Source organism: Haematobacter missouriensis (genome assembly GCF_000740775.1).
Taxonomy (GTDB): domain Bacteria; phylum Pseudomonadota; class Alphaproteobacteria; order Rhodobacterales; family Rhodobacteraceae; genus Haematobacter; species Haematobacter missouriensis.
This window is the reverse complement of record NZ_JFGS01000034.1, coordinates 23,477-37,398: the sequence shown is the minus strand read 5'-3', so window position 1 is coordinate 37,398 and position 13,922 is coordinate 23,477. Positions and strand designations below refer to the sequence as shown.

The 13,922-nt window shown below is 62.3% G+C and carries 14 protein-coding genes; 8 read left to right on the top strand and 6 right to left on the bottom strand.

What is annotated here, in order from left to right:
* Positions 1-74: 74 nt before the first annotated feature.
* Positions 75-206, top strand: coding sequence for a hypothetical protein (locus tag CG51_RS20975; RefSeq protein WP_269845382.1), 132 nt, complete (start codon positions 75-77; stop codon positions 204-206).
* The gene (locus CG51_RS15845) at positions 203-1,729 is read left to right on the top strand and encodes a malonate--CoA ligase (protein ID WP_035746592.1); all 1,527 of its coding nucleotides are present in this window, start codon (positions 203-205) and stop codon (positions 1,727-1,729) included. Before CG51_RS20975 ends, CG51_RS15845 begins: the two co-directional genes overlap by 4 nt.
* 43 nt (positions 1,730-1,772) lie before the next feature.
* Here CG51_RS15845 and CG51_RS20795 read toward each other — a convergent pair whose 3' ends face one another.
* Positions 1,773-2,831 carry a glycerophosphodiester phosphodiesterase family protein gene (locus tag CG51_RS20795; RefSeq protein WP_051930720.1) on the bottom strand — a complete coding sequence of 353 codons (1,059 nt, stop codon included), beginning with the start codon at positions 2,829-2,831 and terminating at the stop codon, positions 1,773-1,775.
* Between the two features lie 220 nt (positions 2,832-3,051).
* On the opposite strand from CG51_RS20795, the gene CG51_RS15835 reads away from it, so the two are divergent.
* The 3 genes from CG51_RS15835 to CG51_RS15825 are packed head-to-tail and all read left to right on the top strand — an operon-like array spanning position 3,052 to position 5,681.
* Positions 3,052-3,888, top strand: coding sequence for an ABC transporter ATP-binding protein (locus CG51_RS15835; RefSeq protein ID WP_035746589.1), 837 nt, complete (start codon positions 3,052-3,054; stop codon positions 3,886-3,888).
* Positions 3,888-4,670, top strand: a complete 783-nt coding sequence (locus CG51_RS15830) for an ABC transporter permease (protein ID WP_035746587.1) — start codon at positions 3,888-3,890, stop codon at positions 4,668-4,670. Before CG51_RS15835 ends, CG51_RS15830 begins: the two co-directional genes overlap by 1 nt.
* 21 nt (positions 4,671-4,691) lie before the next feature.
* On the top strand, positions 4,692-5,681 hold the full coding sequence (locus tag CG51_RS15825) for an ABC transporter substrate-binding protein (protein ID WP_035746584.1): 990 nt from the start codon (positions 4,692-4,694) through the stop codon (positions 5,679-5,681).
* Positions 5,682-5,737: 56 nt separating this feature from the next.
* Here CG51_RS15825 and CG51_RS15820 read toward each other — a convergent pair whose 3' ends face one another.
* Genes CG51_RS15820 through CG51_RS15800 form a run of 5 tightly spaced genes read right to left on the bottom strand, consistent with a single transcriptional unit; the run spans position 5,738 to position 11,251 of the window.
* Entirely contained in the window at positions 5,738-7,423 is a 1,686-nt protein-coding gene (locus CG51_RS15820) for an amidohydrolase (protein ID WP_051930719.1), read from the bottom strand.
* A 16-nt stretch (positions 7,424-7,439) separates the two neighbouring features.
* Entirely contained in the window at positions 7,440-8,468 is a 1,029-nt protein-coding gene (locus CG51_RS15815; protein WP_035746582.1) for an extracellular solute-binding protein, read from the bottom strand.
* A 22-nt stretch (positions 8,469-8,490) separates the two neighbouring features.
* Entirely contained in the window at positions 8,491-9,294 is an 804-nt protein-coding gene (locus CG51_RS15810; RefSeq protein WP_035746580.1) for an ABC transporter permease, read from the bottom strand.
* Positions 9,287-10,198 (bottom strand): ABC transporter permease, encoded by a 912-nt coding sequence (locus CG51_RS15805; protein WP_035746577.1) that lies wholly within the window; start codon positions 10,196-10,198, stop codon positions 9,287-9,289. The genes CG51_RS15810 and CG51_RS15805 overlap by 8 nt, the downstream gene beginning before the upstream one ends.
* A gap of 3 nt (positions 10,199-10,201) precedes the next feature.
* Positions 10,202-11,251 (bottom strand): ABC transporter ATP-binding protein, encoded by a 1,050-nt coding sequence (locus CG51_RS15800; protein WP_088233899.1) that lies wholly within the window; start codon positions 11,249-11,251, stop codon positions 10,202-10,204.
* A gap of 320 nt (positions 11,252-11,571) precedes the next feature.
* On the opposite strand from CG51_RS15800, the gene CG51_RS15795 reads away from it, so the two are divergent.
* From CG51_RS15795 to paaB, 3 genes are all read left to right on the top strand, one after another.
* Complete coding sequence (locus CG51_RS15795) at positions 11,572-12,405, top strand: PaaX family transcriptional regulator C-terminal domain-containing protein (RefSeq protein WP_035746575.1); 834 nt, start codon at positions 11,572-11,574, stop codon at positions 12,403-12,405.
* A gap of 177 nt (positions 12,406-12,582) precedes the next feature.
* Positions 12,583-13,575 carry a 1,2-phenylacetyl-CoA epoxidase subunit PaaA gene (gene paaA, locus CG51_RS15790; protein ID WP_035746573.1) on the top strand — a complete coding sequence of 331 codons (993 nt, stop codon included), beginning with the start codon at positions 12,583-12,585 and terminating at the stop codon, positions 13,573-13,575.
* A gap of 46 nt (positions 13,576-13,621) precedes the next feature.
* Positions 13,622-13,906 carry a 1,2-phenylacetyl-CoA epoxidase subunit PaaB gene (gene paaB / locus CG51_RS15785; RefSeq protein WP_035746571.1) on the top strand — a complete coding sequence of 95 codons (285 nt, stop codon included), beginning with the start codon at positions 13,622-13,624 and terminating at the stop codon, positions 13,904-13,906.
* Positions 13,907-13,922 lie beyond the last annotated feature (16 nt).

Below are 13,922 nucleotides of genomic sequence, written 5' to 3'. Positions count from 1 at the left end.
CAATTTCTACCACTTCCGAGACACGACCGGCGGACGTGTCGTAGAACAGTCTCGGCCAGTCCTGTGGAGCCATGGTGAACTATCTCTATGACCTTGCCAGGATCGAGCCAAACGATGAAGTCTGCGTGGTGAACGGAACCGTCGCCACATCGAAACAGATCGAAGCCCTGATCGCGCAGGGTGCAAGGACAGGAAGACGCAAATGAGCAATCCGCTTTACGACGCGCTTGTGGCCCCTCTGGAGCACCGGCAAGACTGGGTGCTGACCGACGGCTCCGGTCGGCGGGTCACCGGGGTGGCACTCCATCGCATGGCGCTCTCGGCCGCGAAGGCGCTTGCCGATCTGGGTATTGCGCCGGGTGATAGGCTGGCCGTGCAAGTGGAAAAAACCCCCGAGGCGCTGGCGCTTTACCTCGGCGCCATAACGGCGGGTGTCGTGTTCCTTCCGCTCAACACCGCATATACCGCGGATGAGGTGGACTATTTCGTGGGCAACGCGCGTGCGGCCCTGCTGGTCGGTTCGCCGGACAAGGCGGAGGCTCTCCGCGAGGTCGCTTCCCGCCACGGTGCGAAATTCGAGACGCTCGATGCCGCCGGGAAGGGCAGCTTCACTGAGTGCACGGCGGATGCAGGTGCGGAGTTCATTCCGGTGGAACGGGCGGAGGATGATCTGGCTGCGATCCTCTATACTTCGGGAACGACCGGCCGGTCCAAGGGCGCGATGCTCACGCAACTCAATCTTCTGTCCAATGCCGAGGTGCTGGTGCAGGCATGGCGCTTCACTTCCGAAGATGTGCTGCTGCACGCCTTGCCGATCTTCCATACCCACGGGCTTTTCGTGGCCTCCAATGTGTCGCTTCTCGCGGGCGGTAAAATGATCTTCCTGCCGGGGTTCAAACTCGATCAGGTCATCGCACATCTGCCGGAGGCGACGGCGATGATGGGAGTGCCGACTTTCTACACCCGGCTCCTGGACGATCCACGCTTCACGAGGGCGCTCGTCGGCCATATGAGGCTGTTCACCTCCGGCTCGGCCCCCCTGCTCGCCGAAACGCATCGCGCGTTCGAGGATCGGACGGGCCACCGTATCCTTGAGCGCTACGGCATGACCGAGACCAACATGACCACGTCCAATCCCTACGAGGGCGAGCGTCGGGCCGGTACGGTGGGTCCTGCATTGCCCGGCGTCGCCGTGAAGATCACCGACCCCGAAACCGGAGCCACCCTCCCCATGGGGGAACCGGGGATGATCGAAGTGAAAGGTCCGAACGTTTTCAAGGGCTATTGGGAGATGCCTGAAAAGACCCGGGAGGAGCTGCGCGAGGACGGGTTCTTCATCACCGGCGACATCGGCGTGATTGATGCAGAGGGCTATGTCACCATCGTCGGGCGGCAGAAGGACCTCATCATCACCGGAGGATACAACGTTTATCCAAAGGAGATCGAGTTGATCCTGGACGAACAGCCAGGTGTGCTGGAAAGCGCGGTCATAGGTGTGCCTCATCCTGACTTCGGCGAGGCCGTCGTTGCGGTGCTTGTGCCCTTGGCGGGCGAGGCGCCCGATGTCACGGCGATCACGGCTGCAATGGGCCAGAGCCTTGCCCGCTTCAAGCAGCCCAAACACGTCGCACTCCTGAACGAACTGCCAAGGAATACCATGGGGAAGGTGCAGAAGAACCTGCTCCGGGATCAGTTCAGGACGCTGTTCGTCCCGGCAACGACCGCTTGAGGCAGGCTGCGGGCGCTATAGGCGCCCGCAGTTCATACAGTGATCAGGCCACCTTGCGCCGCCGCAGGATGACCAGACCACCTAGGCCGGCTGCGAGCAGCGGCAGCGCCGCGGGAACCGGAACCGGCGCAAGGCTGTCCACGACGGCACGACCGAAATCGGTGTAATCGGTGAAGAAGCCATCCAGACCCCAGTCCAGCATCGGGCGGATCATCGTGAACGCCTCGTCCTCGCTCAGCGGGCGGAAGGTGTAGGCGTGCACGACCAGATCAAGATCATGCGCCGCGTCGATGAATTCCTTGGTGATACCGCCGTAGCTGACGCCGACGCCGTCCGCGATCCCGGCGATCTCGGCCAGTGTGAAGAAACCGTCCGTTCCGGCAACCCCATAGACGCCGTCCACCATGCGCACCGAACCGAGCTGCGCGAGCAGGGCCTGCATGCCCTGCGCCTCCAGCGCCTCTCCCATCTCGATCACCGAGGCGCGGACGAAGGACTGAAGGATGACTTTGTCTTCCGTATCGGTGTAGCCCTTTTCCTTCAGCGTCGCGATGATAGCCTGGTTCTGAGGTGAGTTGTACGGGGTCTTGGACTCGGGATAGACCCCGACGGAGGTGCCGTTCGCCTTATTGTAGGTGGTCAGCAGATCCAGCACCTCGCCCAGCGTCGGGACCTTGTAAGGGTCCGCCATGCCGGGCGTGAAACCGGGATAGGTCGAATCCGGGCGGGCAAGAGCGCCGGTCGGCTCAACCGTCAGCGTCTTGATCTCCGCCAGCGTGAAATCCGACACTTTGTATCCGCCGTTCCGGGGAGCAAAGAGCGACTCCACATTCGTCGTCCGGTTCAGCGTCGCGTCATGCATGGCGATCAGCGCACCGTCCGCGGTCATCTGGACATCGGGCTCGATGTAATCCGCGCCCATCTTCAGGGCGAGTTCATAGCCACCGAGCGTCTCCTCGGGGAGATAGCCGCTGGCCCCGCGATGCGCGACCACGATGGGCGCCTTGCCGGAAAGGGTGCCATAGGTCGCGGCCCCGGCAATCGGCGCGGAAAGCGCGGTCGCGAGGAGGGCCGCTGCGGCAAGCGTGATCCGAGAGGTCATGGGATTCTCCATCAGAAAGATTTTGCGCGAATTCGTCACGTGGCCGGGACCATGACCGCCAAAATTGACAAAACGACGACGCTTTGGCGACCGTTTCGCGCAAAGGTTGTGACATCGTGATGGACTTTCGCGAACATTCGCAGCCCGCTCTCGCCGGTGGCGCTCTTGCAGAGGATCTCGCTGCCACTATAAGGTCCGTGCCAAGGGGGAGGCCGCAGAAATGCCGCAGTCGGGAGAGGGCCGCAGCGATCCGCAAGCGGTCGCTGTCAGTCTTGACGCCGTGGACATCAGTTTCGGCGTCGGAGGGAAATCGGAATTTCGCGCCGTTTCCGGCGCTGATCTGGACGTCTCCAAAGGAGAATTCGTCGCCATCGTCGGGCCGACAGGCTCCGGCAAATCGACGCTGCTCAATGCGGCGGCCGGTCTTCTCCGCCCGAGCGCCGGTATGGTGAGGATCGAAGGGCAGCCGCTTCAGGGGCTGAATGCGCGCGCAGGCTATCTCTTTCAGGCCGACGCACTGATGCCGTGGAAGACTGCGCGGGACAACGTGGCCATCGCGCTCGAAATTGGCGGCACGCGGCGGAGGGAGGCACTCACCCGCGCCGATGACTGGTTGGAAAAGGTGGGCCTCAAGGGGTTCGGCGACCGCTATCCGCATATGCTGTCGGGAGGGCAACGCAAGCGGGTTGCGATGGCGCAGGTGCTCATCCGCGATCCGGCAATCCTGCTCATGGACGAACCCTTCGGCCCGCTCGACGCGCAGACCCGGCTGATCATGGGGGATCTGCTGCTGGAACTGTGGCAGCAGGATCGCAAGGCGGTGATGTTCGTCACACATGATCTGGAGGAGGCGATCTCCCTCTCCGACCGGGTGGTGATCCTTTCGGCGGGGCCTTCCGCGCGCATCATCGGTGACTTCGCCATCCCGCTCTCCCGGCCTCGTGACGTTTCCGAGATCAAGTTGACGCCGGAATTCCAGTCGCTGCATCGCGAAATCTGGCATCTCCTGAAGGAACAGGTGCTGCAAGCCTACAGCAACAAGGAACGGGTGTCCTGATGTCGAAACCGGTGCTTCTGGCCCTGCAGGCATTGGTAGCCGTGGTCGCGGTCGGCTTCTGGTGGGTGCTCACCAATACCACCCTCTTCGGTGACCCGGCGCGCATTCAGTTCTTCTTCTCGACGCCCGGCGATGTGCTGGCCCAGATCGTGCGGTGGTTCTCAACCGGCACGATCTGGTATCATCTTTGGATCACCCTTCTGGAAGCGGCACTGGCCTTCGTCCTGGGCACGTTGGCGGCGCTGATCCTCGGGTTCTGGCTCGCCCGGCGGCCACGGCTAGCCGCGGTCTTCGACCCGTATATCAAGGGAGCGAATGCACTGCCCCGCGTGGTTCTGGCTCCGATCTTCACGCTCTGGTTCGGACTAGGCATCTGGTCGAAGGTCGCCCTCGGCTTTACGCTGGTGTTCTTCATCGTCTTCTTCAACGTCTATCAAGGCGTGAAGGAGGTGAACCGGACCGTGCTTCAGAATGCCCGGATGCTCGGCATGACGGAACGGCAGCTTCTGCGCCACGTCTATCTGCCCTCCGCGCTGAGCTGGGTGTTCTCCTCCCTTCATGTGTCCATCGGCTTTGCGGTGGTGGGCGCGGTAGTGGGTGAATATCTGGGGTCGTCGGCGGGCCTGGGCTATCTCATCGCGCAGGCGGAGGGCATGTTCGATATCGCCGGTGTCTTTGCCGGGATGTTCGTGCTTTCGGCGTTTGTGCTGGTCATCGACTGGCTGGTGACGCTGGCGGAGCGGCGGCTGCTGGTCTGGCAGCCGGGGCGCGACAACCACTGATTTCTGGAGGGAGGAACGGAAATGGGCTTTGGAAAGCATCTTTTCGCGACGCTGGTCGCCGCAACACTGGGACTGCCTGCCGCGGCCGATACGGTGAAGATCGCCATCGGCGGTTCGAGCTGCATCTGCTACCTGCCGACCGTATTGGCCAAGGAGCTTGGCAATTATGAGAAGCACGGGCTGGATGTCGAACTCATAGATTTCAAAGGTGGCTCCGCCGCGCTCAAGGCTGTCGTCGGCGGCAGTGCGGATGTGGTGTCGGGCTATTACGAACATACCATCAGCCTGGCTGCAAAGCGGCAGCAGCTCGCGGCATTCGTGGTGATGGACCGCCTGCCGGGCATCGCGCTGGTGGTTGGGCCCGATAAACAGATATCAACCGTTGCCGAGCTGGCGGGCAAGACCGTGGGGGTCACCGCGCCGGGGTCGTCGACTGATTTCTTCCTGAAATACATGCTTTCGCGCGAGGGGTTGGACCCGAGTTCTGCTTCCGTCGTGGGCGTCGGAGTCGGGGCGACGGCGGTTGCCGCGCTGGAGCAAGGCGGAATAGATGCGGTGGTCGCGCTGGATCCTGCGATCTCGCAACTCAAGAACCGGCACGCCGATCTGAAGATGCTGGTGGATACCCGCAAGGAGGCGGACGCGCGGGCGCTCTTCGGGGCGGACTATGCAGGTGGCGCGCTCTATACCCGGCAGGAATGGATCGACGCCCACCCGGAGGCCACGCAGGCGCTGGCCGCCGCGATCGTGGACACTCTGAAATACATCCATGAAACTCCGCCGGAGGAGATAGCGGACAGGATGCCTGCCGAGCTTATCGGAGATCGTGACATCTACGTGGAATCGCTGAAAAGCAGCCTTGAGATGATCTCGCGCGATGGGCTGATGGAAGATGGCGCGGCAGAGGCGGTGCTCAAGGTGATGAGCTTCAACTCTCCGGAAATCGCCGCAGCGAACGTCGATCTGGCCAAGACCTATACCAATGCCTTTGTGGAAAAGGCCTCGCAGTGAGTGCTCATCGCCCGTGACCACTCACGGGCGATGCCATTTTCCGGCGCACACCGACATCACGCCCGATAGACGACCCTGCCGCCTGCGATCGTGAGCCGGATGCCCGCGTCGGGATACTCCTCCGGTGCGAGAGCTTCGATATCCGCATCCAGCAGAACCAGATCGGCGGCAAGTCCCGGTGTGAGCCGTCCCGTCAAGTGATCTAGATGGACCGCCCAGGCGCCGTCTGCGGTATAGGCGCGGATCGCCTGCATGAGCGACACACGCTCATCCAACCCGCCGGGATAAGACCCACGCGACCCCTGGGCGCTGAGACTTCGGAGTACATCGACATCGGCGACCGGCCAGTCCGAGCCGAAGGCAAGGGGCGTGCCCCTGTCTGCCAAGGTCCGGCAGAGATAGGCGGTCCGCCACAGCGGGGCTGGCATCACCGCTTCCATTGTGGTCAGCGGGAAATCCATCGCTCCCGGCGGGTGCGATGGCTGGAGGCTGGCTGTTATTCCATTCGCGGCGAGGCGGGGCACATCGACCGGATCGATCAATTCGATATGCTCGATGCGATGGCGGCTGTCGCGCGCCCCGTTCACGCATCGCGCCGCTTCGTAGCCGTCGATTGTGCGTCGAACGGCTGCGTCCCCGATGGCATGCACTGCGATCTGCAGGCCCCGGCGGTCAATTTCCTTGCAGATTTCCGCAAAGCGTTCGGCGCTGAACAGCGCCTCGCCCCGCTCTCCGGGATGGTTCGCATAATCCTGAAGCAGGAATGCGGTCCGGCTTTCCAGTACACCATCCATGAACATCTTGACGAAGCCGGAGCGGAGCCACGCGCCGCCGAAATCGGCGGTCATCGCGCTGGCACGCTCCAGCGCAGAGAGTTCCATGTGCGGTTTGAAGTGGAAAGGCACCACGACGCGCGCGGTAAGCCGCCCCTCCTCCTCAATCTCCCGAAGCAGGGCGAGGGTGTAGCGGTTGCCGTCCATGTTCACCATCGTGGTGATCCCATGACGGGCGCAATGGGCAAGACCGGCCGCGATGATCTGTCTGTCGGCAGCCCGGCGCTCGGCATCCGGCCAGGGGTCTGGTTCTTCTCCCGTGGCGATGCCCAGCTGCAGATGTCCCGTGCCATCCAGATCCAGCACCGGGCCAAAGGCCTCGAACTCCCGCAACTCACCGGTAGCCAGACCGTCCGGCCCCATGACGATCACATGTCCCGGTGGTGTCTCGGCGCCATAAAGCAGACCCGCGGCCTTCAGAGCGGCAGTGTTCGCCCAGACGGTATGATGATCCGCCGCCATCATCGCCGCGGGTCGGTCCGCGATCACCTCATCCAGATCGTGGCGGGTGACGGGGTGGTCAAGAATGTCGTAGGTCGCGCCATGCGCCATGAGCAGCGGCGCGTTGGGATGTTTGCTGGCATAACGCTGAAAAACGGCGGTGAGCGCCGCCCGCCCGCGCACCCCGCCGAGTTGGAGCCGGTCAAGCTCCAGCCCGCCAAGAAGGAGGTGAAGGTGACTTTCCACGAAGCCCGGCAGCAGCGACCGCCCGCCTGCGTCGATGACCTCCGTTCCTGGGGCTTGCAGAGCCGCGACATCAGCATCGGGCCCGACCGCGAGGATACGACCCCCCGCGATGGCCACCGCCTCGGCGCGGGGCCGGTCGGTATCCATCGTCAGGACGCGCGCGTTGGTTATGATGAGATCTGCAGCGACGGGCGTCGTCGCTGCGCCTTTAAAGCCCGTCATATGTGCGTCCGGTCTGTTACTTCTGCAACTCCGTCCAAATCGCCGTCTGATAGTCCAGCGCCTTGCCCGTGCAGCCCGGCAGGAACCGTCCGGCGGCGCGGGCGGCCTCGGGCACCACGACTTCGGGCGCTGTCTTCATGTCTTCCGGCATGAAGGTCTCAGATCCGGCGATACCGTTGGCATAGCGCGCAAAGGCGGAGATCAGGGCCGCATTTTCCGGCACCATGATGAAGTCCAGGAACTTGTAGGCCTCATCGACATTCTTCGCATCCGACAGCAGCGCGACGGAATCCATGAACAGCGGATAGCCTTCCTTGGGATAGCCATACTGGACCTTTCCCTGCGTATTGATCCGTGCCCGCATGGTGGAGCCGTTCCAGTTCACGGAAGCGGCCCAGTCACCGTTCGAGAGACGCTCCGTCGCGCCATAGTCCATAGAGATCCATTTCGGCTTGGCGGCAAGAATTGTGTCGCGCACCTTCTTCATGATTGCTGGATCTTCCGAGCAGGGTTCGCCGCCTGCATACATCGTGGCCAGCGCCAGAACGTCGCTCATCTCCGGCACGACGTTCACCTTGCCGACCAGTTCTTCCGGAGGGTCCAGGAAAATTGCGGAAGTGTTGATGTCCCCCGAATAGACTCCGGTATTCACCGCAACCCCGGTGGACCCCCATTGCCATGGAATGGTAAACTTGCGCCCCGGATCCCAGACGACATCCCGCCATTCGGCCGCGATATTGCCGATATTCGCCAGCCGCGAATGATCGAGCTCCTGGATCAACCCGCGATCCACCCAGAAACGGACGTAGTTGGCGGAGGGCACAACCAGATCGAAACCGGAACCGCCGGCACCTACCTTGGCGATTGCCACATCGTTGGAATCGTAGTCAGTGACCGTCACCTTGATGCCGGTTTCATCCTCGAATTTTTTCAGCAAGTCCGGGTTGGTGTAGTTGCCCCAGTTGTAAAGCTGCAGCTGACCCGCCGCGTAACCGGTGGTTGACAACGCACAGAGCAGGGCTGCGGAGGCGAGCAACGTCTTCATGGTGATCTCCCGTCGATGTCGATTATTTTTTCTTTGGTGTGAGCAGAAAGAAAGCCGTCAGCAGCACGATGGTCAGGGCGAGCAGAAGCGTCGAAATGGCGTTCACCTCGGGCGTAAAGGCGCGTCGCATCTGGCCAAGCATGTAGGTTGGCAATGTATCCTGACCGCCCGATTTCACGAACTCCGTTATGACAACGTCATCAAGCGAAATAACGAAGGCCAGCATGGCGCCCGCAAGTATGCCCGGTGCGAGGTTCGGCAACGTAACCCAGCGGAATGTCTGCCATGGCGTCGCATAGAGATCGGATGCCGCCGTCTCCAGTGAAAGGTCCATGCCTTCGAGCCGAGCGCGGATCGGCAGGTAGGCGAAGGGGATGCAGAAGGCCGTATGGGCCGCGATCAGCCATCCCAGTCCCTGATAGCCCGTCCAGAGTTTCAGGATACCGAAGAAGATCATCAGCGCCACCGCCGTCACGATCTCCGGGACCATGAGGGGCTGGTTGATGGTCATGTAGATCAGTGTCTCGCCCCGGAAGGCACGGCGGCGTGTCGTCCCGAGGGCGGCCATCGTGGCGATAAGGGTGGAGAAGACTGCGGCGAAGCTCGCGATGATGAGCGACCGCAGTGCCGCCGCCTTCACCGCCTCGTTCTCCCACGCATGGCTGTACCACGAAAGCGAGAATCCTCCCCATACCGCCACGGATTGAGAGGCGTTGAAGGAATAGATCACCAGGGTGACGATCGGCAGGTAAAGCAGGACAAAGGCAGCCACGGCCACGGTCGCAAAGCCGGGAAGCCGTGTGGCGTCGAAATGACCATCAGCCATGCGGAGCCCTCCCCCCCTGCCCGGCCGCACGGATATAGGCCATGAGCGCCAGCGCGACGATAAGGAGCAGCGTCATCGACAGCGCCGCCCCCAGCGGCCAGTTTCGCCCCTGAAGAAACTGAAGTTCGATGAAATTGCCTATCATCATGTTGCGTCCGCCCCCCAGTACCCGCGGCGTGACATAGGCGCCGAGCGAAGGCACGAAGACCAGAATGGAGCCGGCGATGATCCCCGGCCGGACGATGGGCAGGACGATGCTTCTCAAGGCGCGCCACCGGCTGGCATAGAGGTCATAGCTTGCCTCCAGAAGCCGCATGTCGAACCGGTCTATCGCGGCGTAGAGGGGCAGGACCATCAGAGGAAGATAGACATAGGCCATCCCGATCAGCACGGCGAGGTCGGTATAGATGATTTGCAGAGGCGCATCGATCACGCCGAGCCGGAGCAGCACGGTGTTCAGCACCCCTTCGTTGCGGATGATCTCGTTGATCGCAAAAGTGCGGATCAGGATATTCGTCCAGAAGGGTATGGTGATGAGAAACAGCCATAGCGCGCGGGCCTGCGGTGGCCGGGTCGCGATGAACCATGCCGTTGGAAACCCGAGCACGAAGGTAATGAGCGTCGTCATCAGCGACAGCCACACCGAGCGCCACAGGATCGCCAGATGTGCATCGGCGAGGCGGTAAGCCTCATCGAAAATGTCATAAGTGAACAGGACCGACACCCAGCCATCCGTGGAAAAGGCCCAAGTCACCGTGCCCGCGTCGTTCCGCGTCAGGAAGGAATAGATCAGCAGGATGAACAACGGCCCCACCGCCGCAAAGAGCAGCACCACGAGGGCGGGCAGCGAGAGCAACCACCCGTTCCGAGCGGAGCGCCGCTCCATCTCCGTCTCGCCCCTCATTCGTCAATCCCCCAGCACATGGGCCGCGCCGGGTGCGACCCGGAGACCGACCTGCTGGCCCGGTTGGAGGGCGGACATACCGTCGACCGCCGATTGGGCCCGCGCGATGAGTGGTGTTCCGTCTGCGAGAGCAAGGTGGTAATGCGTGTCCGTCCCGAAATAGATCGCGCTGCGAACCTCCGCTGGGATCGCGCCCTGCTCCTCCGGGGCGACGATCCGGATATGTTCGGGGCGTATGGTGAGCGTGACCTCCCCCCGCGCGGCCTCTTCGAAGGGAAGCAGAAAGCCACCCGGCAGCCGGACGCCTTCACCCGTCGCCATGCCGCGGAGGAGGTTGGTTTCTCCGATGAAGGCGGCGACAAAACGGTTTGTCGGGCGGGTATAGACCTCCCGCGGGGTGCCTATCTGCTGAAGCCGTCCCGCGCTCATCACCCCGATACGGTCGGACATGGTCAATGCCTCCTCCTGGTCATGGGTGACGAAGACGAAGGTGATCCCGGTTTCCGTCTGAAGGCGTTTCAGCTCGACCTGCATCTCCTTCCGCAACTGCAGATCCAGCGCAGATAGCGGTTCGTCCAGCAGAAGCACCTTCGGCTCGGGAGCGAGCGCGCGTGCCAGCGCCACACGTTGCTGCTGGCCGCCCGAGAGCTGGCTGGTCCGCCGTCCGGCCAGCGATTCAAGCCTGACAAGCGACAGCATCCGCTCCGTCCGCTGCCGCTGCTCCGCCCGCGACCGCCCGAGCATCTTCAGCCCGAAGGCGATATTTTCCGCTACCGTGAGATGGGGGAAAAGCGCGTAGCTCTGGAATACGGTATTCACGGGCCTTCGGTTGGGGGGCAGATGGCTGATTGCCGCGCCGTCCAGGAAGATTTCTCCCTCCGTCGGCGTCTCGAAGCCTGCGATCATGCGCAGGAGGGTGGTCTTGCCGCAGCCGGACGGGCCAAGCAACGTGAAGAACTCTCCCCTCGCGATCTCGAACGACACGTCGTCCAGCGCACGGACGCTCGCCTCGCCTCTTCCGAATGCCTTGCTGACGTGCCGGATGGCGATCATGCTCTTTTCCGTCACGTCCCCGCCTTTCGCATCCGGCCATTGTTTCGGCGCATGTTCCGATCTTCAGGTCAGGGCCTGGCGGTTGGCAAGGCCGCAAAGCCCGCGGAAGAAGAGTCGCCCCGCCTCCGCTGCACGGTTGCACATTTTTGTATCGTTAGGGGTGGAAATGCCGCTTCAGCCCAATACTTCCGCCGCGCTTTTTAGCGTATCCCGAAGGAGTTCTGGAATTGCTTCCTCCCAAAGCGGCGTGAACACGCTCTTGCGGAGAATTTGATCTCTCCGCTAGGGGTTGAAGGGCCGGGAGCGGATGGTGAGGAAACATGAAGGGCGATGAGGCGATAGTTCGCTTGCTGGACGGTGTGGAGCTTCGGTCTGCTCCCTTCATCGTCACGATCTACGGCGATGTGGTGGTGCCGCGTGGCGGAGTGCTCTGGACGGGCACGCTGATCGACATCTGCGCGCGCGTCGGAATCAATGAGTCTCTCGTTCGGACGGCGGTCTCCCGTCTGGTGGCGGCCCGGCAGCTCGCGGGCGAGCGGGCGGGCCGGCGGAGCTATTACCGTCTGGATGCGTCGGCCCAGACGGAGTTCGGCCATGCCGCCCGGCTGCTCTATTCGACCGAGGAGCCTCCGCGCGGATGGCAGGTTCTTCATGCCCCCGATCTTGCGGAGGTGGAGGCGAAGCGGCTCCGCTTAGGTCATATGGGCGGGTCTGTCTATATTCGGCCCGACCGGGATCAGGCGCCGCCGCCCGGTGCGCTGCTGCTGCACGCGGCGCCGGTGGACCACCCGGAGGAGCTGGCAGGCTTCTGGGATCTCTCTGCCTTGCAGGGGCAGTATCGCAATATCAACCGCCGGTTCGAGGTGTTGCTGGATGCTGTGCTGAAAGGCGCGCTGTCGGACGAGGCATCACTGGTGGCGCGGCTGCTGCTCGTGCATCTCTACCGCAACGTCTTGCTCCGAGATCCGCGCCTCCCGCCCGCAGCGCTGCCTGCCGACTGGCAGGGAGCGGCGGCGAGAGCTTTGTTCCGGCGCAGTTATCTGGCGCTTTCGGACGCAGCGGAACGTCATATCGCCGCGAGCTTTGAAGGTCTTGACGGTCCCCTGCCCGCCCACACCCGCGAAAGCGACATGCGTCTTTCGGGATTGAGGTAAATACATCCCTTTCAGTGACTTGTTTGAGCTTCCCACGACACATCACACTATTATCCATTTTATGGCTTTTAATGTGATGTGTTGTGACGTATCAAGATCCGGGGACTGGCGAAGGGGGATTCGATCTCGTCAGTCTGCGGTCGACTGTTTGCCGCGCGATTCTGGAGGAGGTTAGCCATGTATGCACAGCTCGTGAAATCCGAAGGCTCCAAGCATCGTGATGAGATGACGCCGCAGGAGCTTGCCTTTCAGGACCGCATCGACCGCGGGGAAAAGATCGAACCGAAGGAATGGATGCCGGACGGGTATCGCAAGACCCTGATCCGTCAGATCGGCCAGCACGCACATTCTGAGATCGTCGGTCAGCTGCCGGAGGGAAACTGGATCACCCGCGCGCCCACGCTTCAGCGCAAGGCCATCCTGCTCGCCAAGGTGCAGGACGAGGCGGGCCACGGCCTTTATCTCTATTCCGCCGCTGAGACCCTTGGCGTGAGCCGGGACGAGTTGCTGGAGAAACTCCACAGCGGCAACATGAAGTATTCCTCCATCTTCAACTATCCCACGCTGACATGGGCCGACATGGGTGCGGTGGGCTGGCTTGTCGATGGGGCGGCGATCATGAATCAAGTGCCGCTGCAGCGGACCAGCTACGGCCCCTACAGCCGCGCGATGATCCGCATCTGCAAGGAGGAATCGTTCCACCAGCGGCAGGGCTACGACATCATGATGAAGATGGCGAGCGGCACGCCGGAGCAGAAGGCGATGGCGCAGGATGCGCTCAACCGTTTCTGGTACCCGTCGCTGATGATGTTCGGCCCCTCCGACAAGGACAGCGTGCATTCCGCGCAATCCATGGCGTGGAAGATCAAGATGAACACGAATGACGAGCTTCGGCAGAAATTCGTCGATCAGACCGTTCCGCAGGCGGAATATCTGGGGCTGACCGTTCCCGATCCCGATCTGAAATGGAACGAGGAAAAGGGCGGCTACGATTTCTCTGAGCCGGACTGGTCGGAGTTCTTCGCCGTCATTCAGGGGAACGGCCCGTGCAACACGGAACGCCTCGGCGCGCGCGTGAAGGCATGGGAAGATGGCGCCTGGTTCCGCGACGGGCTGATGGCCCATGCGGACAAGGCCGCAACGCGGCGCTCTGCCATCGCAGCCGAATAACCCACCCGTCCAGCCAGAATATCCAGCCTCCCGGGAGGAGCAAGACATGTCCAACGAATGGCCCCTGTGGGAAATCTTCATCCGTGGTCAGCATGGCCTGAATCATCGTCACGTCGGCAGCTTGCACGCGCCGGATGCGGAGATGGCCATCCGTAATGCACGCGACGTTTATACCCGTCGCAACGAGGGCGTTTCGATCTGGGTCGTCCCCTCGAACGAGATTACCGCTTCGTCTCCGTCTGACAAAGGGCCGCTGTTCGAACCATCGAACAGCAAGGTCTATCGTCATCCGACCTTCTTCGACATTCCTGAAGAAATCGGGCACATGTGATGGGAGGCGCGGTTAA

Excerpts from the sequence above, each read along its gene's own strand:
- CG51_RS15845 (WP_035746592.1), top strand. The coding sequence starts at position 203 with ATGAGCAATCCGCTTTACGACGCGCTTGTGGCCCCTCTGGAGCACCGG.
- CG51_RS20795 (WP_051930720.1), bottom strand. The coding sequence starts at position 2,831 with ATGACCTCTCGGATCACGCTTGCCGCAGCGGCCCTCCTCGCGACCGCG.
- CG51_RS15835 (WP_035746589.1), top strand. The coding sequence starts at position 3,052 with ATGCCGCAGTCGGGAGAGGGCCGCAGCGATCCGCAAGCGGTCGCTGTC.
- CG51_RS15830 (WP_035746587.1), top strand. The coding sequence starts at position 3,888 with ATGTCGAAACCGGTGCTTCTGGCCCTGCAGGCATTGGTAGCCGTGGTC.
- CG51_RS15825 (WP_035746584.1), top strand. The coding sequence starts at position 4,692 with ATGGGCTTTGGAAAGCATCTTTTCGCGACGCTGGTCGCCGCAACACTG.
- CG51_RS15820 (WP_051930719.1), bottom strand. The coding sequence starts at position 7,423 with ATGACGGGCTTTAAAGGCGCAGCGACGACGCCCGTCGCTGCAGATCTC.
- CG51_RS15815 (WP_035746582.1), bottom strand. The coding sequence starts at position 8,468 with ATGAAGACGTTGCTCGCCTCCGCAGCCCTGCTCTGTGCGTTGTCAACC.
- CG51_RS15810 (WP_035746580.1), bottom strand. The coding sequence starts at position 9,294 with ATGGCTGATGGTCATTTCGACGCCACACGGCTTCCCGGCTTTGCGACC.
- CG51_RS15805 (WP_035746577.1), bottom strand. The coding sequence starts at position 10,198 with ATGAGGGGCGAGACGGAGATGGAGCGGCGCTCCGCTCGGAACGGGTGG.
- CG51_RS15800 (WP_088233899.1), bottom strand. The coding sequence starts at position 11,251 with ATGATCGCCATCCGGCACGTCAGCAAGGCATTCGGAAGAGGCGAGGCG.
- CG51_RS15795 (WP_035746575.1), top strand. The coding sequence starts at position 11,572 with ATGAAGGGCGATGAGGCGATAGTTCGCTTGCTGGACGGTGTGGAGCTT.
- paaA (WP_035746573.1), top strand. The coding sequence starts at position 12,583 with ATGTATGCACAGCTCGTGAAATCCGAAGGCTCCAAGCATCGTGATGAG.
- paaB (WP_035746571.1), top strand. The coding sequence starts at position 13,622 with ATGTCCAACGAATGGCCCCTGTGGGAAATCTTCATCCGTGGTCAGCAT.